Genomic DNA, 15,016 nt, shown 5'->3' with positions numbered 1-15,016 from the left:
CGTATCAACGATAGAGCCAGCAACCTCGGAGATTCAGACATGTCACCAGCCGACGCATTCACATCCGGTTCGCATACCCTCACCCCGCCGTCACGGCCTGCACCGAGCGATCAGCCCGTGTGGAACACACAGAAGAACTCGTCGATGCCGACCTACCGGTACCGCCCGTTCGCCGAAGAGGTCGAGCCGGTCACGCTCCCCGATCGAACCTGGCCGGACAAGACGATCGACCGGACGCCGCAATGGTGTGCCGTCGACCTCCGTGACGGAAACCAGGCACTGATCGATCCGATGAGCCCGGCGCGCAAGCGTCGCATGTTCGATCTGCTCGTTCGTATGGGCTACAAGCAGATAGAGGTCGGATTCCCTTCTGCGAGCCAGACCGACTTCGATTTTGTTCGCGAGATCATCGAAGACGGCGCCATTCCCGACGACGTCACCATTCAGGTTCTGACACAGTGCCGCCCCGAACTGATCGAGCGCACCTACCTGGCGTGTGAAGGTGCACGCAACGTCATCGTGCACTTCTACAACTCCACCTCGATCCTTCAGCGTCGCGTCGTGTTCCGCGCCGATCGCGACACCATCAAGAAGATCGCAACCGACGGTGCACGCAAATGCCTCGAGGTCGCAGCGAACTACCCAGACACGGACTGGCGCTACGAGTACTCTCCCGAGTCGTATACCGGTACCGAACTCGCCTACGCAAAAGAGGTGTGCGACGCGGTCGTCGACATCATCGATCCGACGCCGCAGAAGCCCATCATCCTGAACCTGCCTGCGACGGTCGAGATGGCAACGCCCAACGTTTACGCCGATTCAATCGAGTGGATGAGCCGTAATCTGGATCGTCGCGACAGCATCATCCTGTCGCTGCACCCACACAACGACCGCGGAACCGGCGTTGCCGCAGCAGAACTCGGCTATCTGGCCGGCGCCGACCGCATCGAGGGGTGCTTGTTCGGCAACGGCGAGCGCACCGGCAACGTGTGCCTGGTGACCTTGGGGCTCAACATGTTCACCCGAGGCGTCGACCCACAGATCGATTTTTCCAATATCGACGAGATACGCCGCACCGTCGAGTACTGCAACCAGCTGCCGGTCCCCGAGCGTCACCCGTACGGCGGAGATCTGGTCTACACCGCGTTCTCCGGAAGCCACCAGGACGCCATCAACAAGGGTCTCGACGCGATGAAAGTCGCTGCCGACGATCAGGGTTCGGATATAGGCGAGATCACCTGGCAGGTTCCCTACCTGCCGATCGACCCGAAGGATGTCGGCCGGACTTACGAAGCGGTCATCCGCGTCAACTCGCAGTCCGGCAAGGGCGGCGTCGCGTACATCATGAAGTCCGATCACGGCCTGGCACTTCCGCGTCGGCTGCAGATCGAGTTCTCCAAGGCCGTTCAGCGCATCACCGACGGTGAAGGCGGCGAGGTGTCACCGAAGGCCATGTGGGACGTCTTTGCCGAGGAGTACCTGGGTCCGATCCGTCCACTCGAGCGCATCAAGCAGCGCGTGACTGCAGCCGAGACCGACGGCGGCACGGACAGCATCGTGGCGACGGTCAAGGTCGACGGCGTCGAGCAGAACATCACCGGCTCCGGCAACGGTCCGCTCGCGGCGTTCGTCGACGCGCTGTCCACCGTCGGCTACGACGTCAGCGTGCTCGACTACTCCGAGCACGCGATGTCGGCAGGCGACGACGCCCAAGCCGCTGCCTACGTCGAAGCATCCGTCACCGGCCCTAACGGCACTGCGGTCACCGTCTGGGGTGCAGGAATCGCGACGTCGATCACCACGGCGTCGCTGCGAGCTGTCGTATCGGCTGTCAACCGCGCATTGAAGTAATCCGCGCCCTGAAAGGGGCTCAGGTATGCAGCGCGGTCCGCGCTACCCCTTTTCTCCATCGAAAAGGGGTGGCGCGGCTCCACCGCCCCCGGGGGGGTCAGTTCGCCCAGATCTCGCAGCCGCTTCACGGCGTGCGAGTTGCCCAGCACGGTTGATATTTCTCCTTGCGCACGGCGCACACCATCATCCGGCGAGGGTGAATTCACCTCTTTCGGATGATGATCTTGCTTTCACCGTGGTGCGACCATTGGCCGGAAGTTCTTTCACCAGCTGAAATGGAGCATCGAATCGTGGATTCCTTCTGGGATTTTCTGTGGCTGATAATCGTGAGTTTTGCATTCGTCGCGTATCTGATGGTGCTGTTCTCAATCATCGGTGACCTCTTCCGCGATCACAAGAGTTCGGGCTGGGTCAAGGCGATCTGGGTGTTCTTCTTGATCGTCGCGCCCTTCCTCACTGCGCTGGTCTACCTGATCGCGAAGGGCGGCGACATGACCAAGCGTCAGGTAGCTGCCGTCCAGCATGCGAAAGACCAGCAGGATCAGTACATCAAGCAGGTTGCGGGGCGCACGTCCGCCGAAGAAATCGGGCATGCGAAGGAGCTGCTGGACAACGGAACCATCAGCAACGAAGAGTTCGGCCAGCTGAAGGCAAAGGCACTCCGATAAATTTCGCTGGTCTAGTCCTTTGCTGCTTCGGCGACGAATGCATCGACCACCGCGGCGACGGCCGGGAGCCCGCGGGCTCCCGGCCTCGTCGCAAGTTCGTAGATCCGGCCGGCCTTCACACCGGCAAGCGGCAACCGCACGAGCCCGGGGTGCACGACGGCGTAACGCGGCATCAAAGCGACGCCGTGTCCACGAGCAACGAGTTCTTCGGTGACGCGGAAGTCGTTGATGCGCTGCACCACCCGCGGTTGTACTCCCGTGACCGCGGCAACGGATACCAGCACGTCATCGACTGGGAAGCCGCTGCGCACGCTGATCCAATGCTCGTCCGCCAGTTGGTGTAACTCCACAGAATCCTGCTTCGCGAGAGCGTGTTCCGGCGGCAGCACCAGGTCGATCGGTTCCCGCATCAACGCCAGTACCTCGATGCGGGGTCCAGAGGTGGACACAGCCATGTCGTCGCGATGGGTCAGTACAACGTCGTAGTCCGCCAGCAACGCCGTCACCGACGAGGCGGGCACGTCCTCGTCGCGCGCATCGACGCTTGTCCCACTCTCTCGCAGACGGTCGAGCACTCCTGGCAACAGCAGAGCGGCACCGGAGGGGAACAGCGCAACGCGCACACGACCCCGCGGAGACTCACCGTACGACGCCATTTCAGCGGTCGCCCTGTCGAGGGCTCCGAGGACCTCGTCGGCGCGCAGCACGAGCGCGGATCCCGCATCCGTGAGCCGAAGCCTGCGACCGTCCGGTTCGAGCAGTGGCACTCCCGCTTCCCTCGCGAGCAGCTTGAGCTGCTGTGACACCGCTGAGGGCGTCAACGACAGCGCGCCGGCAACGGCTCCGACGGTCCCGCGGTCGGCCAACTCCCGGAGAATTCGCAGACGCTCCACATTCATGTAGAAAATCTACATCGTTTGTGCGGATATATTCGATTGTGCTGATGGTTCACGGAGGTCAGGATTGTCGACGTGAGCACAAGAGATCGACTACTCGGCGTAACCGTCGCGGTGCTGTGGGGACTGAACTTCCTCGCCATCCGCGTGGGCCTCGACCATTTTCCACCGTTCTTCTTCGCTGGATTCCGCTTCCTGATCATCGCCGTGCCCGTCGTGCTCTTCGTTCGACGACCGAACGTCCCTCTGAAATGGTTGCTGCTGTACGGCTTCGGGTTCGGCTTCCTCCAGTTCGCGTTCCTGTTCGCTGCCATGAACGCCGGTATGCCCACCGGCCTCGCGTCACTCGTGTTGCAGTCCTCGGCGCCGTTCACCATCGTCCTGGGCGCACTACTGCTCCGCGAACGCGTGAACAGGCGCCAGATCATCGGGATCACGGTCGCAGTGACAGGCATGGCACTCATCGGCTACGACCGCGCCCAGGCAGCGTCCCTGATCCCCGTCGTGCTGACGTTGCTCGCCGGATTGGGTTGGGCCTTGGGCAATCTGGGCAACAAATTGGCCAAGTCCACCGAACCCATGCGACTGATGCTGTGGATGTGCGTCGTACCGCCGATTCCGATGCTGGCGTTGTCCGCCGCAGTCGAGGGCCCGACGACGGGATGGCACGCACTTGCGGGTTCGTTCAGCACCGACGGGTGGCCCGCACTGGTAGGACTCGCCTACATCGTACTGCTGGGGACGATCGCCGGGTCGGGCCTGTGGACCGTACTGATCAGCCGTCACCCCGCAGGCGTCGTCGCACCGTTCTCCCTGCTGGTGCCGGTGGTCGGCATCGCGGGCGCGTGGATCTTTCTGCGCGAGACACCGAGTGCGCTGTCCCTGATCGGCGCGGGCGTCGTCATCGCTGGATGCCTGGGCGGAATGACGAAGACGCGCCGGGTGACCGAGCCCAGTGACACAGCGGCTCGCCTTCGAGCGCAACCGGTCAGGGCACCGGTACCTGCACCAGATCCGCTTCACTCCAGTACGCACGCATCGACGTGATCTTGCCCTCGTCGTCGAATTCCATCACATCGATCACCGAAAGCTCGAACGTGTTCTCGCCGAAGTTCGTGGTCAGACCGAAGTGGAATGCGGCGGAGTTCGACGCGATCTTGATCGTGGACAGTTCAGCGGTCTGCTTCAACGGTTCGACGACGGCGTAGAACTCGCGTATCGACGCTTCGGTAGCCCTGACCGGGGTTCCGACCGGATCCTCGACCGTCGCGCCTTCGGCGTACAGCGACAGGACGTCGTCGACGGTGCCGTGCGCCACCGCCTGAACGTAGGCATCTACCGTCTTGCGGATGACATCGGCCGTCGGCGCCATTGTGCTCCCTTTACTAGAACATGTTTCAGTTGACGATAGCGCGCTTCGAACGATTCCAAGGAGAGTTCGGCAACGCGGTTGTGCCAGACTCGGCGCATGGTTCGAGCGGGTGAGCGCAGAGCGGCAATAGGCGCGCGCGGCCGGCTGGCGCTACGAGCAGCCGAGGCTGCCACGTGGGCGTCACGCACGGCAGGCAGAGGCAAAGGATCGATGATCGGGGGGCTCGTCGCCCTCAAGATCGATCCCGACATCCTGACCGGCCTCGGGTCAGGGCGTCGAACAGTCGTCGTCACCGGCACCAACGGGAAATCGACGACGACGCGTATGACCGCGGCCGCCCTTGCCACCCTCGGGGAGGTCGCGACCCAGGCGGACGGCGCCAACATGGACGCAGGCATCGTCGCGGCATTGCACGCGAATTTCGACGCTCCCCTTGCCGCGCTCGAGGTCGACGAGCTTCACGTCCCGCACGTCTGCGACGCCGTGTCGCCCGCCGCCGTCGTACTACTCAACCTCAGCCGCGACCAACTCGATCGCGTCGGTGAGATCAACATGATCGAACGCAGGCTTCGGGAAGGCCTCGCCAGGCACTCCGAAACCGTCGTGATCGCCAATTGCGACGACGTCCTCGTCACCTCCGCAGCATTCGACGCGCCCAACGTCGTGTGGGTGGCAGCAGGAGGCGGCTGGGCAGGCGATTCCGTCAGCTGCCCGAGGACCGGGGAACCGATCGTCCACGACGGCGACCACTGGTACAGCACCGCCAATTTCGACGGCGGCAAAGAATTCAAACGCCCGACGCCGGACTGGTGGCTCGACGACACACACCTCTACGGCCCCGACGGCGTGAAGATCCCGATGTCGCTCGCCCTGCCCGGCAAAGCCAACCGCGGCAACGCAGCTCAAGCGGTCGCGGCCGCCGTGACACTCGGCGTGACGCCAGAAGATGCCGTCGCCGCAGCATCGGCAGTCGACGAGGTTGCCGGCCGGTACTCGACCGTTCAGTACGGATCCCACTCCGTAAGAATGCTTCTCGCCAAAAACCCAGCGGGCTGGCAGGAAGCACTGTCGATGATCGACCCGACCGTCGACGGCCTCGTCATCGCTGTCAACGGGCAGGTGCCCGACGGTGAGGATCTCTCATGGCTGTGGGACGTACGTTTCGAACACTTCGAAAACGTCACCGTCGTCGCGGCAGGAGAAAGAGCCACCGACCTCGGAGTACGACTGTTGTATGCAGGCTCGCCGCACACCACCGTCGCGGATCCGTTGAAGGCCATCGCATCCTGCCCACCCGGCCGAGTGGAAGTGCTCGCCAACTACACCGCGTTCCGCGACCTGGGACGCGCACTCGCACGTGAGGTCAACGATGCCTGAGTCCACCGTCCGCATCGGCCTCGTCCTGCCCGACGTCATGGGCACCTACGGGGACAACGGCAACGCGCTGATACTTCGGCAGCGACTTCGTATGCGCGACATCGACGCCGAGATCGTCCAGATCACCTTGAACGACCCGGTGCCCGAATCGTTGGACGTCTACACACTCGGCGGCGCCGAGGATTTCGCTCAGCGACTCGCAACCCGCCATCTGACAAAATACCCCGGGCTGCAACGTGCGTCGGAGCGTGGCGCTCCGGTCCTGGCGATCTGCGCTGCCATTCAGGTGCTCGGGCACTGGTACGAGACTTCGGCGGGCGAGCGCGTCGACGGCATTTCGCTGTTCGACGTCACCACCTCGCCGCAGGCGACCCGGTCGATCGGCGAGGTCGTCACACGACCCACTCTCGACGGGCTCACTCAGAAGCTCAGCGGGTTCGAGAATCACCGCGGCGGAACGACACTCGGATCCGATGCGAAGGCACTGGCCACAGTCACCGCGGGCGTCGGCAACGGTGTCGGCGACAACAGCGAAGGCGTCGTGCAGGGATCGGTGATCGGAACGTACATGCACGGTCCGGTGCTTGCGAGGAATCCGGAGTTGGCCGACTACTTGTTGGAGCGCGCGCTGGGAACGTCTCTGCCGCCGCTCGAGCTCGCCGAAGTCTCGCAGCTGCGGAAGGAGCGGCTCCGCCGCACGTGAGCGGAAATACGTCCTAGGGGAAGTACTTTCACTCACAGGGAGCATCGATCACACGGAAACGACGCGTCATCCCATCCTTCTCGGACCAAGACATCCCGAACCTCGCGATACACCCCGCAGGGGTCGGCTGTTACCTCGTCCCATCCGTAGACGAGCCTCGGCACATCCCGAAGCTCAGCCGCATTGTCGCGTCGCCGATCACGGAATCGCCGCTGCTTGGCTGAGTGAAACGCCTGTCCGTCGAGACGAACGATGAGACCGCACACGTCGTACAGGACGTCCTCGAAGAGTTGGCGTCCATCCACATGCACGGGCGCTTGCCTGCGGCCGGTGGGTAGTCCGTGCGCCTGCTCGACATCGCGTACATATCGGTACTCGAGTACCGAATGAACCCCGTCGCGCAGCAGGGCGAGCGTGTCGAGGAGTGCCTTCTTGTACCTCCGAGGCCGCCGGAGCTCGATCTTTTGGTGGACGACGCCGACCTGCACTCCGCCAGAGGACATCGCCGAGACCAGAACGATCATCGCTGTCCTGACGGACGGTTCGGCCACCGCACAGTCGAGAACCGTATCGGCCAATCCTGTCCGCAGGGGTTCGGTTTCGACTCCGATGTGGCTCATCGCACGCGATCTGTGGACGATCACTCCCGGATGAATCCGTGCGTTGCTCTCCGAAGTGATGTTCTGCAGCGCGTGCCTGAACACCGATGGTTGCGATATCGCCGAACATCCGTAGGCCACCGTGACGTGTATCGGACCGTCCGTCTGCCGCATCACGCCCCACTCTTCGGCCGCAGTTCGGTGGCTCAGCAGGGCACCTCCGCCGCCGTAGAGTAGAGCCGCCGACAGCATCATCTCGCGGGTGAGCGGCCCATTGGTGACCGAGACAATGCCCCGGAACACTCTGAGCCACTGTCCAGTCTCGACGCGGTGAGAAATTTCCTGGCGCGTCATCCCGCACTTGTAGATCTGCGCGGTGGTCACGATCCCGTGTTGCGCATCCAGCAGTTGCTTCCAGTCAGGCTGCGCCTTGGTCTTCACAGTCCAGATCATGAACCGTCGCCAGTCGGGAATCGCCGAAAAATCGGCGGTTATCCACAGCCTGTGGATTAACTTTGTGAGTGAAAATACGTCGCCTGGGACGTATTTCCGCTCACGTGTCGCGGAGCGACCTACGACCCGTCAGCGCCCGCCCGAGCGTCAACTCATCGGCGAACTCGAGGTCCCCGCCCATCGGCAGTCCCGACGCCAGACGCGTGAGGGCCAACCCGGGGAAATCTCGCATCATGCGGACCAGGTAGGTCGCTGTTGCTTCCCCTTCGGTGTTGGGGTCGGTAGCGATAATGATTTCGGCGACGTCTACTCCGTCTTCTTGGTTTCCGACGCGGATCAACAACTCTCGGATGCGCAACTGGTCGGGTCCTACGCCGTTCAGCGGATCGAGCGCACCGCCCAGAACGTGGTAGCGCCCCTTGAATTCCCTCGTACGCTCCACTGCTTGAACGTCTTTGGGCTCTTCGACTACGCAGATGATGCTTCGATCCCGTCGCGGGTCGGAGCAGATTCTGCACATTTCCTTGTCCGACACCGTTCCGCACATCGTGCAGAACTGAACGCCGTCACGCACCCGCTGGAGCGCCTTGATCAATCTCTCGACCTCGGGCGGTTCGACGCCAAGGAGGTGAAAGGCGATGCGTTGCGCGCTTTTCGGGCCAACGCCAGGCATCTTGCCGAGCTCGTCGATCAGATCCTGGACAGGACCTTCGTACACGTGCCGGTCCTCAGAAGCCGGGGAGGCCGAGCGAGCCGCCGCCGAGTCCGCCAGCGAGCGGTCCGAGCTTTTCCGACGCTATCGCTTGTGCCGCCTTGGAAGCGTCGGCGATGGCGCCGATGATCAAATCCTGCAAAGTCTCGACGTCTTCGGGGTCCACGACCTTGGGATCGATGACGAGCCCGGTGACCTCGCCGGTTCCCGTCACCGTTGCGGTGACGAGTCCGCCGCCTGCTTGGCCGGTGACTTCGGCGGCCGCGATCTCTGCCTGCGCTGCCATCAACTGTTGCTGCATCTGTTGCGCCTGCTGCATGATCGAGGCGATGTCTGGCTGCTCACCGGGTTGCACTGTGGTGTCCTCTCGGGGTCGGGCACTGGCCACGTCGGGTCAGGCACTGCAACCCAGACTAGCCGCGTTGTCGAACCACTTCGTCAGACCAGTATCCGAACACTCTTGTGTCGTCCTCACCCAGCCCTGCCGCGTGGCACGTCGCCCTAATCGAATCCATCCGGGTGCGTTCCCCCGCCGCCCAGACGGTGGTCGTCTGATTCAAGTCGATTCGGCGCGCCACCGTAACGAGAGGATCGAAACCCATGTCGACGTGGAAGCTGAAGACTCCGACTCCGTCCACTACGGGCAATTCAGCGACCGCAGCCGCCGAGGGGGTGTCGATCCACACCATTCCGTGCGCTGATGCCGGCCACTTTTCGAGGATCGCATGTACCGCGACGACTGCGGACTCGTCGGCGAACATCAGCACCCGCCGCCCGCTGGCGAAATTGGGGAGATGACCGGTCCCGGGTTCGGCGATGCGAGTGCGAGATCCGACTTCGATGGTCTCGAGCCAAGCCTGCAGCATGACATTGCGGGTCGCCAGCACAAAGTCGATGTCGACGATCCCTCGCTCGGCATCGAACCTGCGGACCCGAAAATCGAACGGTGAGACCCCGGGGAACTGCAACCAGTCCGCAATGGTCGCGGCGTCCCACTCCGATCGGTCACCGCTGACGTCGAGCATCGACGTCACTCGGAGTACACCCGGCCTCGGCCGAGTAATCGCCAATGCGAGCATGGACGGCGCCGTCGAACCGACGAGCGGATCCGGTACCTCCATCGACACAACCTCCGAATCACCCCCACTACTTGAGTAAGGCTAAACTTTGCCAGAAGTTTGCCATGATTCGCCCCTCAGCGGGAAGTGGATGGCTCAGTGGAATCGACAGCTGCTGACTCCTACGCTGTTGGTATGCATGAGCAGCAGCGACCCGCTGCGGCGCGGCGCCGCCGAGTCACACCAGAGAATTTGATCGAGGCGGGTATCGGCCTCACTCTCGCGAAATTGACCGTCAAATCGATCGCCGACAAGTTGGGCGTCAGCATCGTTGCCGTGTACAACAACATCGACGATCTCGACTCCTTGAAGAAGTCGGTCGCCGAAGCGATCATGGACCGTTGGGATCTGCCGACACCACTCGAAGGCGACAGCTTCGAACAGTCGCTGACTTTGCTGTCGAACGCACTGAAAGACGTGGTGCAGAGCAACCAGGGCATCGCGACGTACCTGGCGAATCTAGACGAAACGTCTCCGGCATTGATCAGGGTCAACGATTGCCAGAAGGAATACGCAAGGATCTATGGACTGACGCCGAAGCAGACTTTGTGGGCGTTCCTCACCGTCACCGAGCACGCTATGGCGTTGGCCGATCTGCGAGACCGTGCCGGCGCAAGTGTGCGTATCGCCAGCACCCAACCACCACAGGACGATCGGCTGGATTTCCTCGCCGAGAATTTCGATCGGACGCACACCGAGGACGACTATTGGAACTGGTCGATGCGGGCGGTCATCGTAGGTGTCGACACCCTGATCAACGACCCGCAGTTCGACGACCTCTGACGAACTTGAATCCCTAGAGAACTTCCTTCTCCAGATTGGCGAGCGTCTGCGCCTGGATCTTCTTCAGTCCGAGTGGAGCGAACGTCTTCTCGAAGAATCCGCCGATGCCGCCTGCGCCCTTCCATTCGGTGGTGGTGCTCACCTGACTGCCTGCGCCGGACGGTGCGACGGACCACGTGGTGACCATCGAGGAATTCTCGTCTTTCTCGGTGATGGTCGATCCCTCGACGGTCACCGATGCCAGCACGTCCCGCGAACGCTTCGACGTCGCCTGAAGAGTCCACCGAGCGACGGTTCCGCTGCCCTGACCGCCTTCGACGACCGTGTAGTCGAGGTATTGCTCGGGCAGGATTCTCGGACGCACGGTCCCGTAGTCTGTGAGTGCAGCCAGCACCTGCTCGGGCACCTGAGCGATGACGATCGAACTGCTGGCGCTTACCTGTGCCACGTGGGTGTCTCCTTGTGTCGAAATGGCGGGGATGGAAGGTCGGTGTCGTCCATCCTGCCTTCTCCTGAGGGCACCGACCACGAGCAGGTAAGACGGTGTGACACGCCTCACCAAGAACTTCATTAGCTGGACAAATGACATGCGTGCATCATGCATTTGTCCGAAATGACCAGTTCACGGGGGCTCCGAACGCAACATTCTCGTGAAGTTTGATCATCGAGAGGGCTTTCTCGGTGGCTCTGATTGCGCCATGGATATAGCGTCTTCATGTGGCATCTGCGATTGCACTTCCGAGACGACGGCCATTACCGCGCGAGAGTGGGTACGCCGCCCATCGCGCAGGCGTAGATCTCCTGCTCGCGAGCTATCGTGCGATTCCGGAAGACGCAACAGTCAGGCTTGCCAAGAAGACCTCCAACCTGTTCCGTGCCCGCGCTCGGTCCACAGCACCGGGCCTCGACGTATCCGGTCTGGTGAGCGTCATCTCGGTCAACCCGCAGGACCGCACCGCAGATGTCGCAGGCATGTGCACCTACGAAGACCTCGTCGCCGCCACGCTCCCCTACGGTCTTGCCCCGATGGTCGTTCCCCAGCTGAAAACCATCACCCTCGGCGGCGCGGTCACCGGCCTCGGCATCGAGAGCACATCCTTCCGAAACGGGCTGCCTCACGAGTCGGTTCTCGAGATGGACATTCTGACCGGCGGTGGCGACATCGTGACCGCGACTCCCAATGGCGAGAATGCCGAACTCTTTTGGGGCTTCCCCAACTCGTACGGAACTCTGGGCTACGCGACGCGCCTGAAAATCGAACTGGAGCCGGTGCTGCCTTTCGTTGCTCTCCGCCACGTCAGGTTCGACGATCTCGATGTGATGCAGAACGCCATGGACGACATCGTCAATTCTCGCGAGTACGACGGCGTCGCCGTCCAGTATCTCGACGGCGTGGTCTTCTCGGCCACCGAGAGTTACCTGACACTCGGCGTCCAGACGGCCGAGCCGGGACCCGTCAGCAATTACATCTCCGGTTCGAGGATCTTCTACCGCTCCCTGCAGCACGACGGTGCGGCGCCCAAGACCGATCGACTCACCATCGGTGACTACCTGTGGCGCTGGGATACCGACTGGTTCTGGTGCTCCAGGGCATTCGGCACCCAGAATCCGAAGATCCGGCGCTTCTGGCCGACGAAGTATCGACGCTCCAGTGTCTACTGGAAGCTCATCGGTCTCGACCAGAAATACGACATCGCGGACCGACTGGAAGCCCGTAAGGGAAATCCTGCTCGCGAACGCGTCGTCCAGGACGTCGAGGTGCCCATCGAGAACACCGCACCGTTTCTTCGATGGTTCCTGGGCGAGGTCCCCATCGAGCCACTCTGGCTGTGTCCCCTTCGCCTTCGCGAGCCTGCTCCCCCCGGGGCCGATTCGGCGCGGCCGTGGCCGCTGTACCCGCTCGAGCCCAAGAGGACCTACGTCAACATCGGTTTCTGGTCATCGGTCCCGATCGTCGCGGGCACGGTCGACGGTGCCGCCAACCGTGCCATCGAAAACAAGGTCAGCGACTTCGACGGGCATAAATCTCTCTACTCGGACGCTTATTACACCGAGCAAGAGTTTTCGACGCTGTACGGCGGCGAGAAGTTCAAGGATCTCAAGAAACGCTATGACCCCGAATCCCGTTTGCTTGACATGTATTCGAAGGCGGTGCAAAGAAAATGACCACGTTCAAGGAATCTTCCACGAGAGACTCGAACCGTACTCACAAACTTACGATCTCGGAGATCCTCGAGATCCTCTCCGACGGCAACGTTCCGCTTCGCTTCACCGCGTACGACGGCAGTGCCGCCGGTCCCGAGAACGCGAAGCTCGGCCTCGATCTGAAGAGCCCGCGCGGAACTACCTATCTCGCAACAGCTCCGGGCGACCTCGGCATGGCTCGCGCATATGTGTCAGGCGATTTGGAGCCCGTGGGCGTCCACCCGGGTGACCCGTACGACATCCTTCGCGTAATGAGCGATGAACTGCACTTCAGGCGTCCCAACGCCTTGACACTGGCATCGATCACTCGCTCGCTCGGCTGGGACCTGCTCAGGCCCATCGCACCTCCCCCTCAGGAGGTCGTCCCGCGCTGGCGTCGAATCGCCGAAGGACTGCGCCACTCGAAGACCCGCGACGCCGATTCGATCTCTCACCACTACGACGTCTCGAACACGTTCTACGAGTATGTACTCGGAACATCGATGACGTACACGTGCGCCGCGTACACCTCCGAGGAGGACAACCTCGAAGCCGCTCAGGAGAACAAGTACCGCCTCGTGTTCGACAAGCTCGGCCTTCAAGAAGGCGATCGACTTCTCGACATCGGTTGCGGCTGGGGCGGAATGGTTCGCTATGCAGCACGGCGAGGCGTCAAGACTATCGGCGCGACGCTGTCCAAGGAGCAGGCAGCGTGGGCGCCGAAGGCGATCGCCGACGAAGGGCTGACCGATCTCGCCGAGGTTCGCTTCTCCGACTACCGCGACATCGTCGAATCCGAATTCGACGCCGTCTCGTCGATCGGCCTCACGGAACACATCGGCGTGAACAACTACCCGTCGTACTTCGGGGCGATCAAGTCCAAGCTTCGCGTCGGCGGACGGGTGCTCAACCACAGCATCACCCGTCCGGACAACCGGAGCCATGCGCGCGCAGGATCGTTCATCGACCGCTACGTCTTCCCCGACGGGGAGTTGACCGGTTCCGGCCGGATCATCACCGAGATGCAAGACGCCGGCCTCGAAGTGCGTCACGAGGAGAACCTCCGCGAGCACTACGCGCTCACACTGAAGGCGTGGTGCCAGAATCTCGTCGACAACTGGGACGACTGCGTCGCCGAGGCGGGCGAAGGCACCGCACGTGTGTGGGGTCTCTACATGGCTGGCTCACGACTCGGGTTCGAACGCAACGTCGTTCAGCTGCACCAGGTTCTGGGTGTCAAGCTCGGGTCCAAGGGTGAGGCGAATGTCCCGCTGCGTCCGTGGTGGATTGGGTAGACGCTTCGCGCATGTGAGCGGAAATACGTCCCCTGGAACGTATTTCCGCTCACATAGGGGGGCTGTAATGCTTCGAATTCCCACGCTCCGCGAGCGGCGGTAGATTGCGAGCAGGCGTCTGCGGCAACGACGAATCCGACGGCACCCTTCCAGTTGCTCGATCCCACCCGGCGCGTCCACGAGGGTGCATTCGGTACCGACGCGGGACAAGACCGAACGTCGCGTTCACGGCTTTGCCTACCAGCCGGTGCAGTCGCTCGTCTCGTGCGGACCACGTGTAGCCCAACAACTCTCGCACCGCGTTGTCGTACATCCCAACGGTGAGCCACACGAACCCGCGCGCTATCGGCACACGCATCAACGCCCACACGGGGCCTGGAATCCACGACGCATACGGCGGCGGTCCGAGTTTCGACAGATCCAGGACGTCACGGGTTGCTTTGTTGTCTTCGAGCACCTCGCAGCACATCCGCTTCCAATAGAGCTGGAAGTCTTCCCAGGTGGCAGGTACGGGCCGCATGCTCATGCCGTACAACCGATACCACTGAACGTGCTCGGTGAACAGTTGCCGTTTCTGAGATTCGGTAACGCCGCCCATGAAATGGTCGGCAGTGAGAATCGTGCCCATGAAGAACGTGGCGTGGGCCCAGTAGAAGGTCCCGGGATCAAGGGCGTTGTACCGCCGACCCTTGGCGTCGACACCTTTGATCTGCGAGTGATAACCCCGGACCTGCAGGGCTGTCTTTTCGGCGCGGTCGCCGTCGAACACGACTCCGCCGATCGGATACAGCGATCGGTAGAGGCGCTGCCAACGCTCGTCGAAAAATATCGAATGTTCTTCGACGCCTGCTCCGAGACCAGGATGCATGTTTTGCATCGACCCTGCCCAGACGCCTTGAAGCATCCCACGCCAGTCTCCGAAATACTTCCAGGTCAGTGAATCGGGACCTAGCGGCACGGGGTGCCCACTCGATTGACTACGCATGTTGTCACCCTAGAATCTGA

16 protein-coding genes are annotated in these 15,016 nt (G+C 62.3%); 8 read left to right on the top strand and 8 right to left on the bottom strand.

All coding sequences use genetic code 11. The annotated features are described in order from the left end of the window. The first annotated feature begins 39 nt into the window (after positions 1-39). Together leuA and QMK17_RS18960 are read left to right on the top strand one after the other, a co-directional pair. Positions 40-1,851: a 2-isopropylmalate synthase gene (gene leuA, locus QMK17_RS18965; protein WP_283510846.1), complete on the top strand. Its 1,812-nt coding sequence runs from the start codon at positions 40-42 to the stop codon at positions 1,849-1,851. Between the two features lie 275 nt (positions 1,852-2,126). Further along, entirely contained in the window at positions 2,127-2,519 is a 393-nt protein-coding gene (locus QMK17_RS18960) for an SHOCT domain-containing protein (RefSeq protein ID WP_442972796.1), read from the top strand. Between the two features lie 11 nt (positions 2,520-2,530). Here the strand turns inward: QMK17_RS18960 and QMK17_RS18955 are convergent, their stop codons facing one another. Next, the gene (locus QMK17_RS18955; protein ID WP_283510844.1) at positions 2,531-3,418 is read right to left on the bottom strand and encodes a LysR family transcriptional regulator; all 888 of its coding nucleotides are present in this window, start codon (positions 3,416-3,418) and stop codon (positions 2,531-2,533) included. A 72-nt stretch (positions 3,419-3,490) separates the two neighbouring features. Between QMK17_RS18955 and QMK17_RS18950 the strand changes: the two genes are divergently transcribed. Further along, complete coding sequence (locus QMK17_RS18950; RefSeq protein ID WP_283510843.1) at positions 3,491-4,462, top strand: EamA family transporter; 972 nt, start codon at positions 3,491-3,493, stop codon at positions 4,460-4,462. On the opposite strand, the gene QMK17_RS18945 is transcribed toward QMK17_RS18950, so the two are convergent. After that, a complete protein-coding gene (locus tag QMK17_RS18945) occupies positions 4,404-4,787 on the bottom strand; it encodes a nuclear transport factor 2 family protein (RefSeq protein ID WP_283510842.1) in 384 nt (127 codons plus the stop codon). The two genes, QMK17_RS18950 and QMK17_RS18945, sit on opposite strands and share 59 nt — an antisense overlap. 96 nt (positions 4,788-4,883) lie before the next feature. Between QMK17_RS18945 and QMK17_RS18940 the strand changes: the two genes are divergently transcribed. Beyond that, positions 4,884-6,164: a Mur ligase family protein gene (locus QMK17_RS18940; protein WP_283510841.1), complete on the top strand. Its 1,281-nt coding sequence runs from the start codon at positions 4,884-4,886 to the stop codon at positions 6,162-6,164. After that, entirely contained in the window at positions 6,157-6,867 is a 711-nt protein-coding gene (locus QMK17_RS18935; protein ID WP_283510840.1) for a type 1 glutamine amidotransferase, read from the top strand. Before QMK17_RS18940 ends, QMK17_RS18935 begins: the two co-directional genes overlap by 8 nt. A 32-nt stretch (positions 6,868-6,899) precedes the next feature. Here the strand turns inward: QMK17_RS18935 and QMK17_RS18930 are convergent, their stop codons facing one another. From QMK17_RS18930 to QMK17_RS18915, 4 genes are all read right to left on the bottom strand, one after another. Continuing rightward, a complete protein-coding gene (locus QMK17_RS18930) occupies positions 6,900-7,919 on the bottom strand; it encodes a type IV toxin-antitoxin system AbiEi family antitoxin domain-containing protein (protein WP_283510839.1) in 1,020 nt (339 codons plus the stop codon). A 100-nt stretch (positions 7,920-8,019) separates the two neighbouring features. Beyond that, positions 8,020-8,637, bottom strand: coding sequence for a recombination mediator RecR (gene recR / locus QMK17_RS18925; RefSeq protein WP_283510838.1), 618 nt, complete (start codon positions 8,635-8,637; stop codon positions 8,020-8,022). Positions 8,638-8,647: 10 nt separating this feature from the next. Beyond that, positions 8,648-8,986, bottom strand: a complete 339-nt coding sequence (locus QMK17_RS18920) for a YbaB/EbfC family nucleoid-associated protein (protein WP_283510837.1) — start codon at positions 8,984-8,986, stop codon at positions 8,648-8,650. Positions 8,987-9,044: 58 nt separating this feature from the next. Further along, on the bottom strand, positions 9,045-9,752 hold the full coding sequence (locus QMK17_RS18915; protein WP_283510836.1) for a siderophore-interacting protein: 708 nt from the start codon (positions 9,750-9,752) through the stop codon (positions 9,045-9,047). A gap of 132 nt (positions 9,753-9,884) precedes the next feature. On the opposite strand from QMK17_RS18915, the gene QMK17_RS18910 reads away from it, so the two are divergent. Continuing rightward, positions 9,885-10,532 (top strand): TetR/AcrR family transcriptional regulator, encoded by a 648-nt coding sequence (locus QMK17_RS18910; protein ID WP_283510835.1) that lies wholly within the window; start codon positions 9,885-9,887, stop codon positions 10,530-10,532. 13 nt (positions 10,533-10,545) lie between these two features. On the opposite strand, the gene QMK17_RS18905 is transcribed toward QMK17_RS18910, so the two are convergent. Further along, positions 10,546-10,980 (bottom strand): SRPBCC family protein, encoded by a 435-nt coding sequence (locus QMK17_RS18905; RefSeq protein WP_283510834.1) that lies wholly within the window; start codon positions 10,978-10,980, stop codon positions 10,546-10,548. A 269-nt stretch (positions 10,981-11,249) separates the two neighbouring features. Here QMK17_RS18905 and QMK17_RS18900 point away from each other — a divergent pair, with 269 nt between their 5' ends. Beyond that, positions 11,250-12,698 carry an FAD-binding oxidoreductase gene (locus QMK17_RS18900; RefSeq protein WP_442972795.1) on the top strand — a complete coding sequence of 483 codons (1,449 nt, stop codon included), beginning with the start codon at positions 11,250-11,252 and terminating at the stop codon, positions 12,696-12,698. Continuing rightward, positions 12,695-14,011, top strand: coding sequence for a class I SAM-dependent methyltransferase (locus QMK17_RS18895; protein WP_283510833.1), 1,317 nt, complete (start codon positions 12,695-12,697; stop codon positions 14,009-14,011). Before QMK17_RS18900 ends, QMK17_RS18895 begins: the two co-directional genes overlap by 4 nt. Positions 14,012-14,060: 49 nt before the next feature. Here QMK17_RS18895 and QMK17_RS18890 read toward each other — a convergent pair whose 3' ends face one another. Then, positions 14,061-14,996 carry an oxygenase MpaB family protein gene (locus QMK17_RS18890; RefSeq protein WP_283510832.1) on the bottom strand — a complete coding sequence of 312 codons (936 nt, stop codon included), beginning with the start codon at positions 14,994-14,996 and terminating at the stop codon, positions 14,061-14,063. Between the last annotated feature and the right edge of the window lie 20 nt (positions 14,997-15,016).

This window comes from Rhodococcus sp. G-MC3 (assembly GCF_030063335.1).
In the GTDB taxonomy this organism is placed as follows: Bacteria; Actinomycetota; Actinomycetes; order Mycobacteriales; family Mycobacteriaceae; genus Rhodococcoides.
Note: the sequence above shows the minus strand (reverse complement) of the source record. Positions and strands in the feature narration are given on the sequence as shown.

Excerpts from the sequence above, each read along its gene's own strand:
- QMK17_RS18945 (WP_283510842.1), bottom strand. The coding sequence starts at position 4,787 with ATGGCGCCGACGGCCGATGTCATCCGCAAGACGGTAGATGCCTACGTT.
- QMK17_RS18910 (WP_283510835.1), top strand. The coding sequence starts at position 9,885 with ATGCATGAGCAGCAGCGACCCGCTGCGGCGCGGCGCCGCCGAGTCACA.
- leuA (WP_283510846.1), top strand. The coding sequence starts at position 40 with ATGTCACCAGCCGACGCATTCACATCCGGTTCGCATACCCTCACCCCG.
- QMK17_RS18915 (WP_283510836.1), bottom strand. The coding sequence starts at position 9,752 with ATGGAGGTACCGGATCCGCTCGTCGGTTCGACGGCGCCGTCCATGCTC.
- QMK17_RS18890 (WP_283510832.1), bottom strand. The coding sequence starts at position 14,996 with ATGCGTAGTCAATCGAGTGGGCACCCCGTGCCGCTAGGTCCCGATTCA.
- QMK17_RS18895 (WP_283510833.1), top strand. The coding sequence starts at position 12,695 with ATGACCACGTTCAAGGAATCTTCCACGAGAGACTCGAACCGTACTCAC.
- QMK17_RS18935 (WP_283510840.1), top strand. The coding sequence starts at position 6,157 with ATGCCTGAGTCCACCGTCCGCATCGGCCTCGTCCTGCCCGACGTCATG.
- QMK17_RS18930 (WP_283510839.1), bottom strand. The coding sequence starts at position 7,919 with ATGATCTGGACTGTGAAGACCAAGGCGCAGCCTGACTGGAAGCAACTG.
- QMK17_RS18940 (WP_283510841.1), top strand. The coding sequence starts at position 4,884 with ATGGTTCGAGCGGGTGAGCGCAGAGCGGCAATAGGCGCGCGCGGCCGG.
- QMK17_RS18955 (WP_283510844.1), bottom strand. The coding sequence starts at position 3,418 with ATGAATGTGGAGCGTCTGCGAATTCTCCGGGAGTTGGCCGACCGCGGG.
- QMK17_RS18960 (WP_442972796.1), top strand. The coding sequence starts at position 2,127 with ATGGAGCATCGAATCGTGGATTCCTTCTGGGATTTTCTGTGGCTGATA.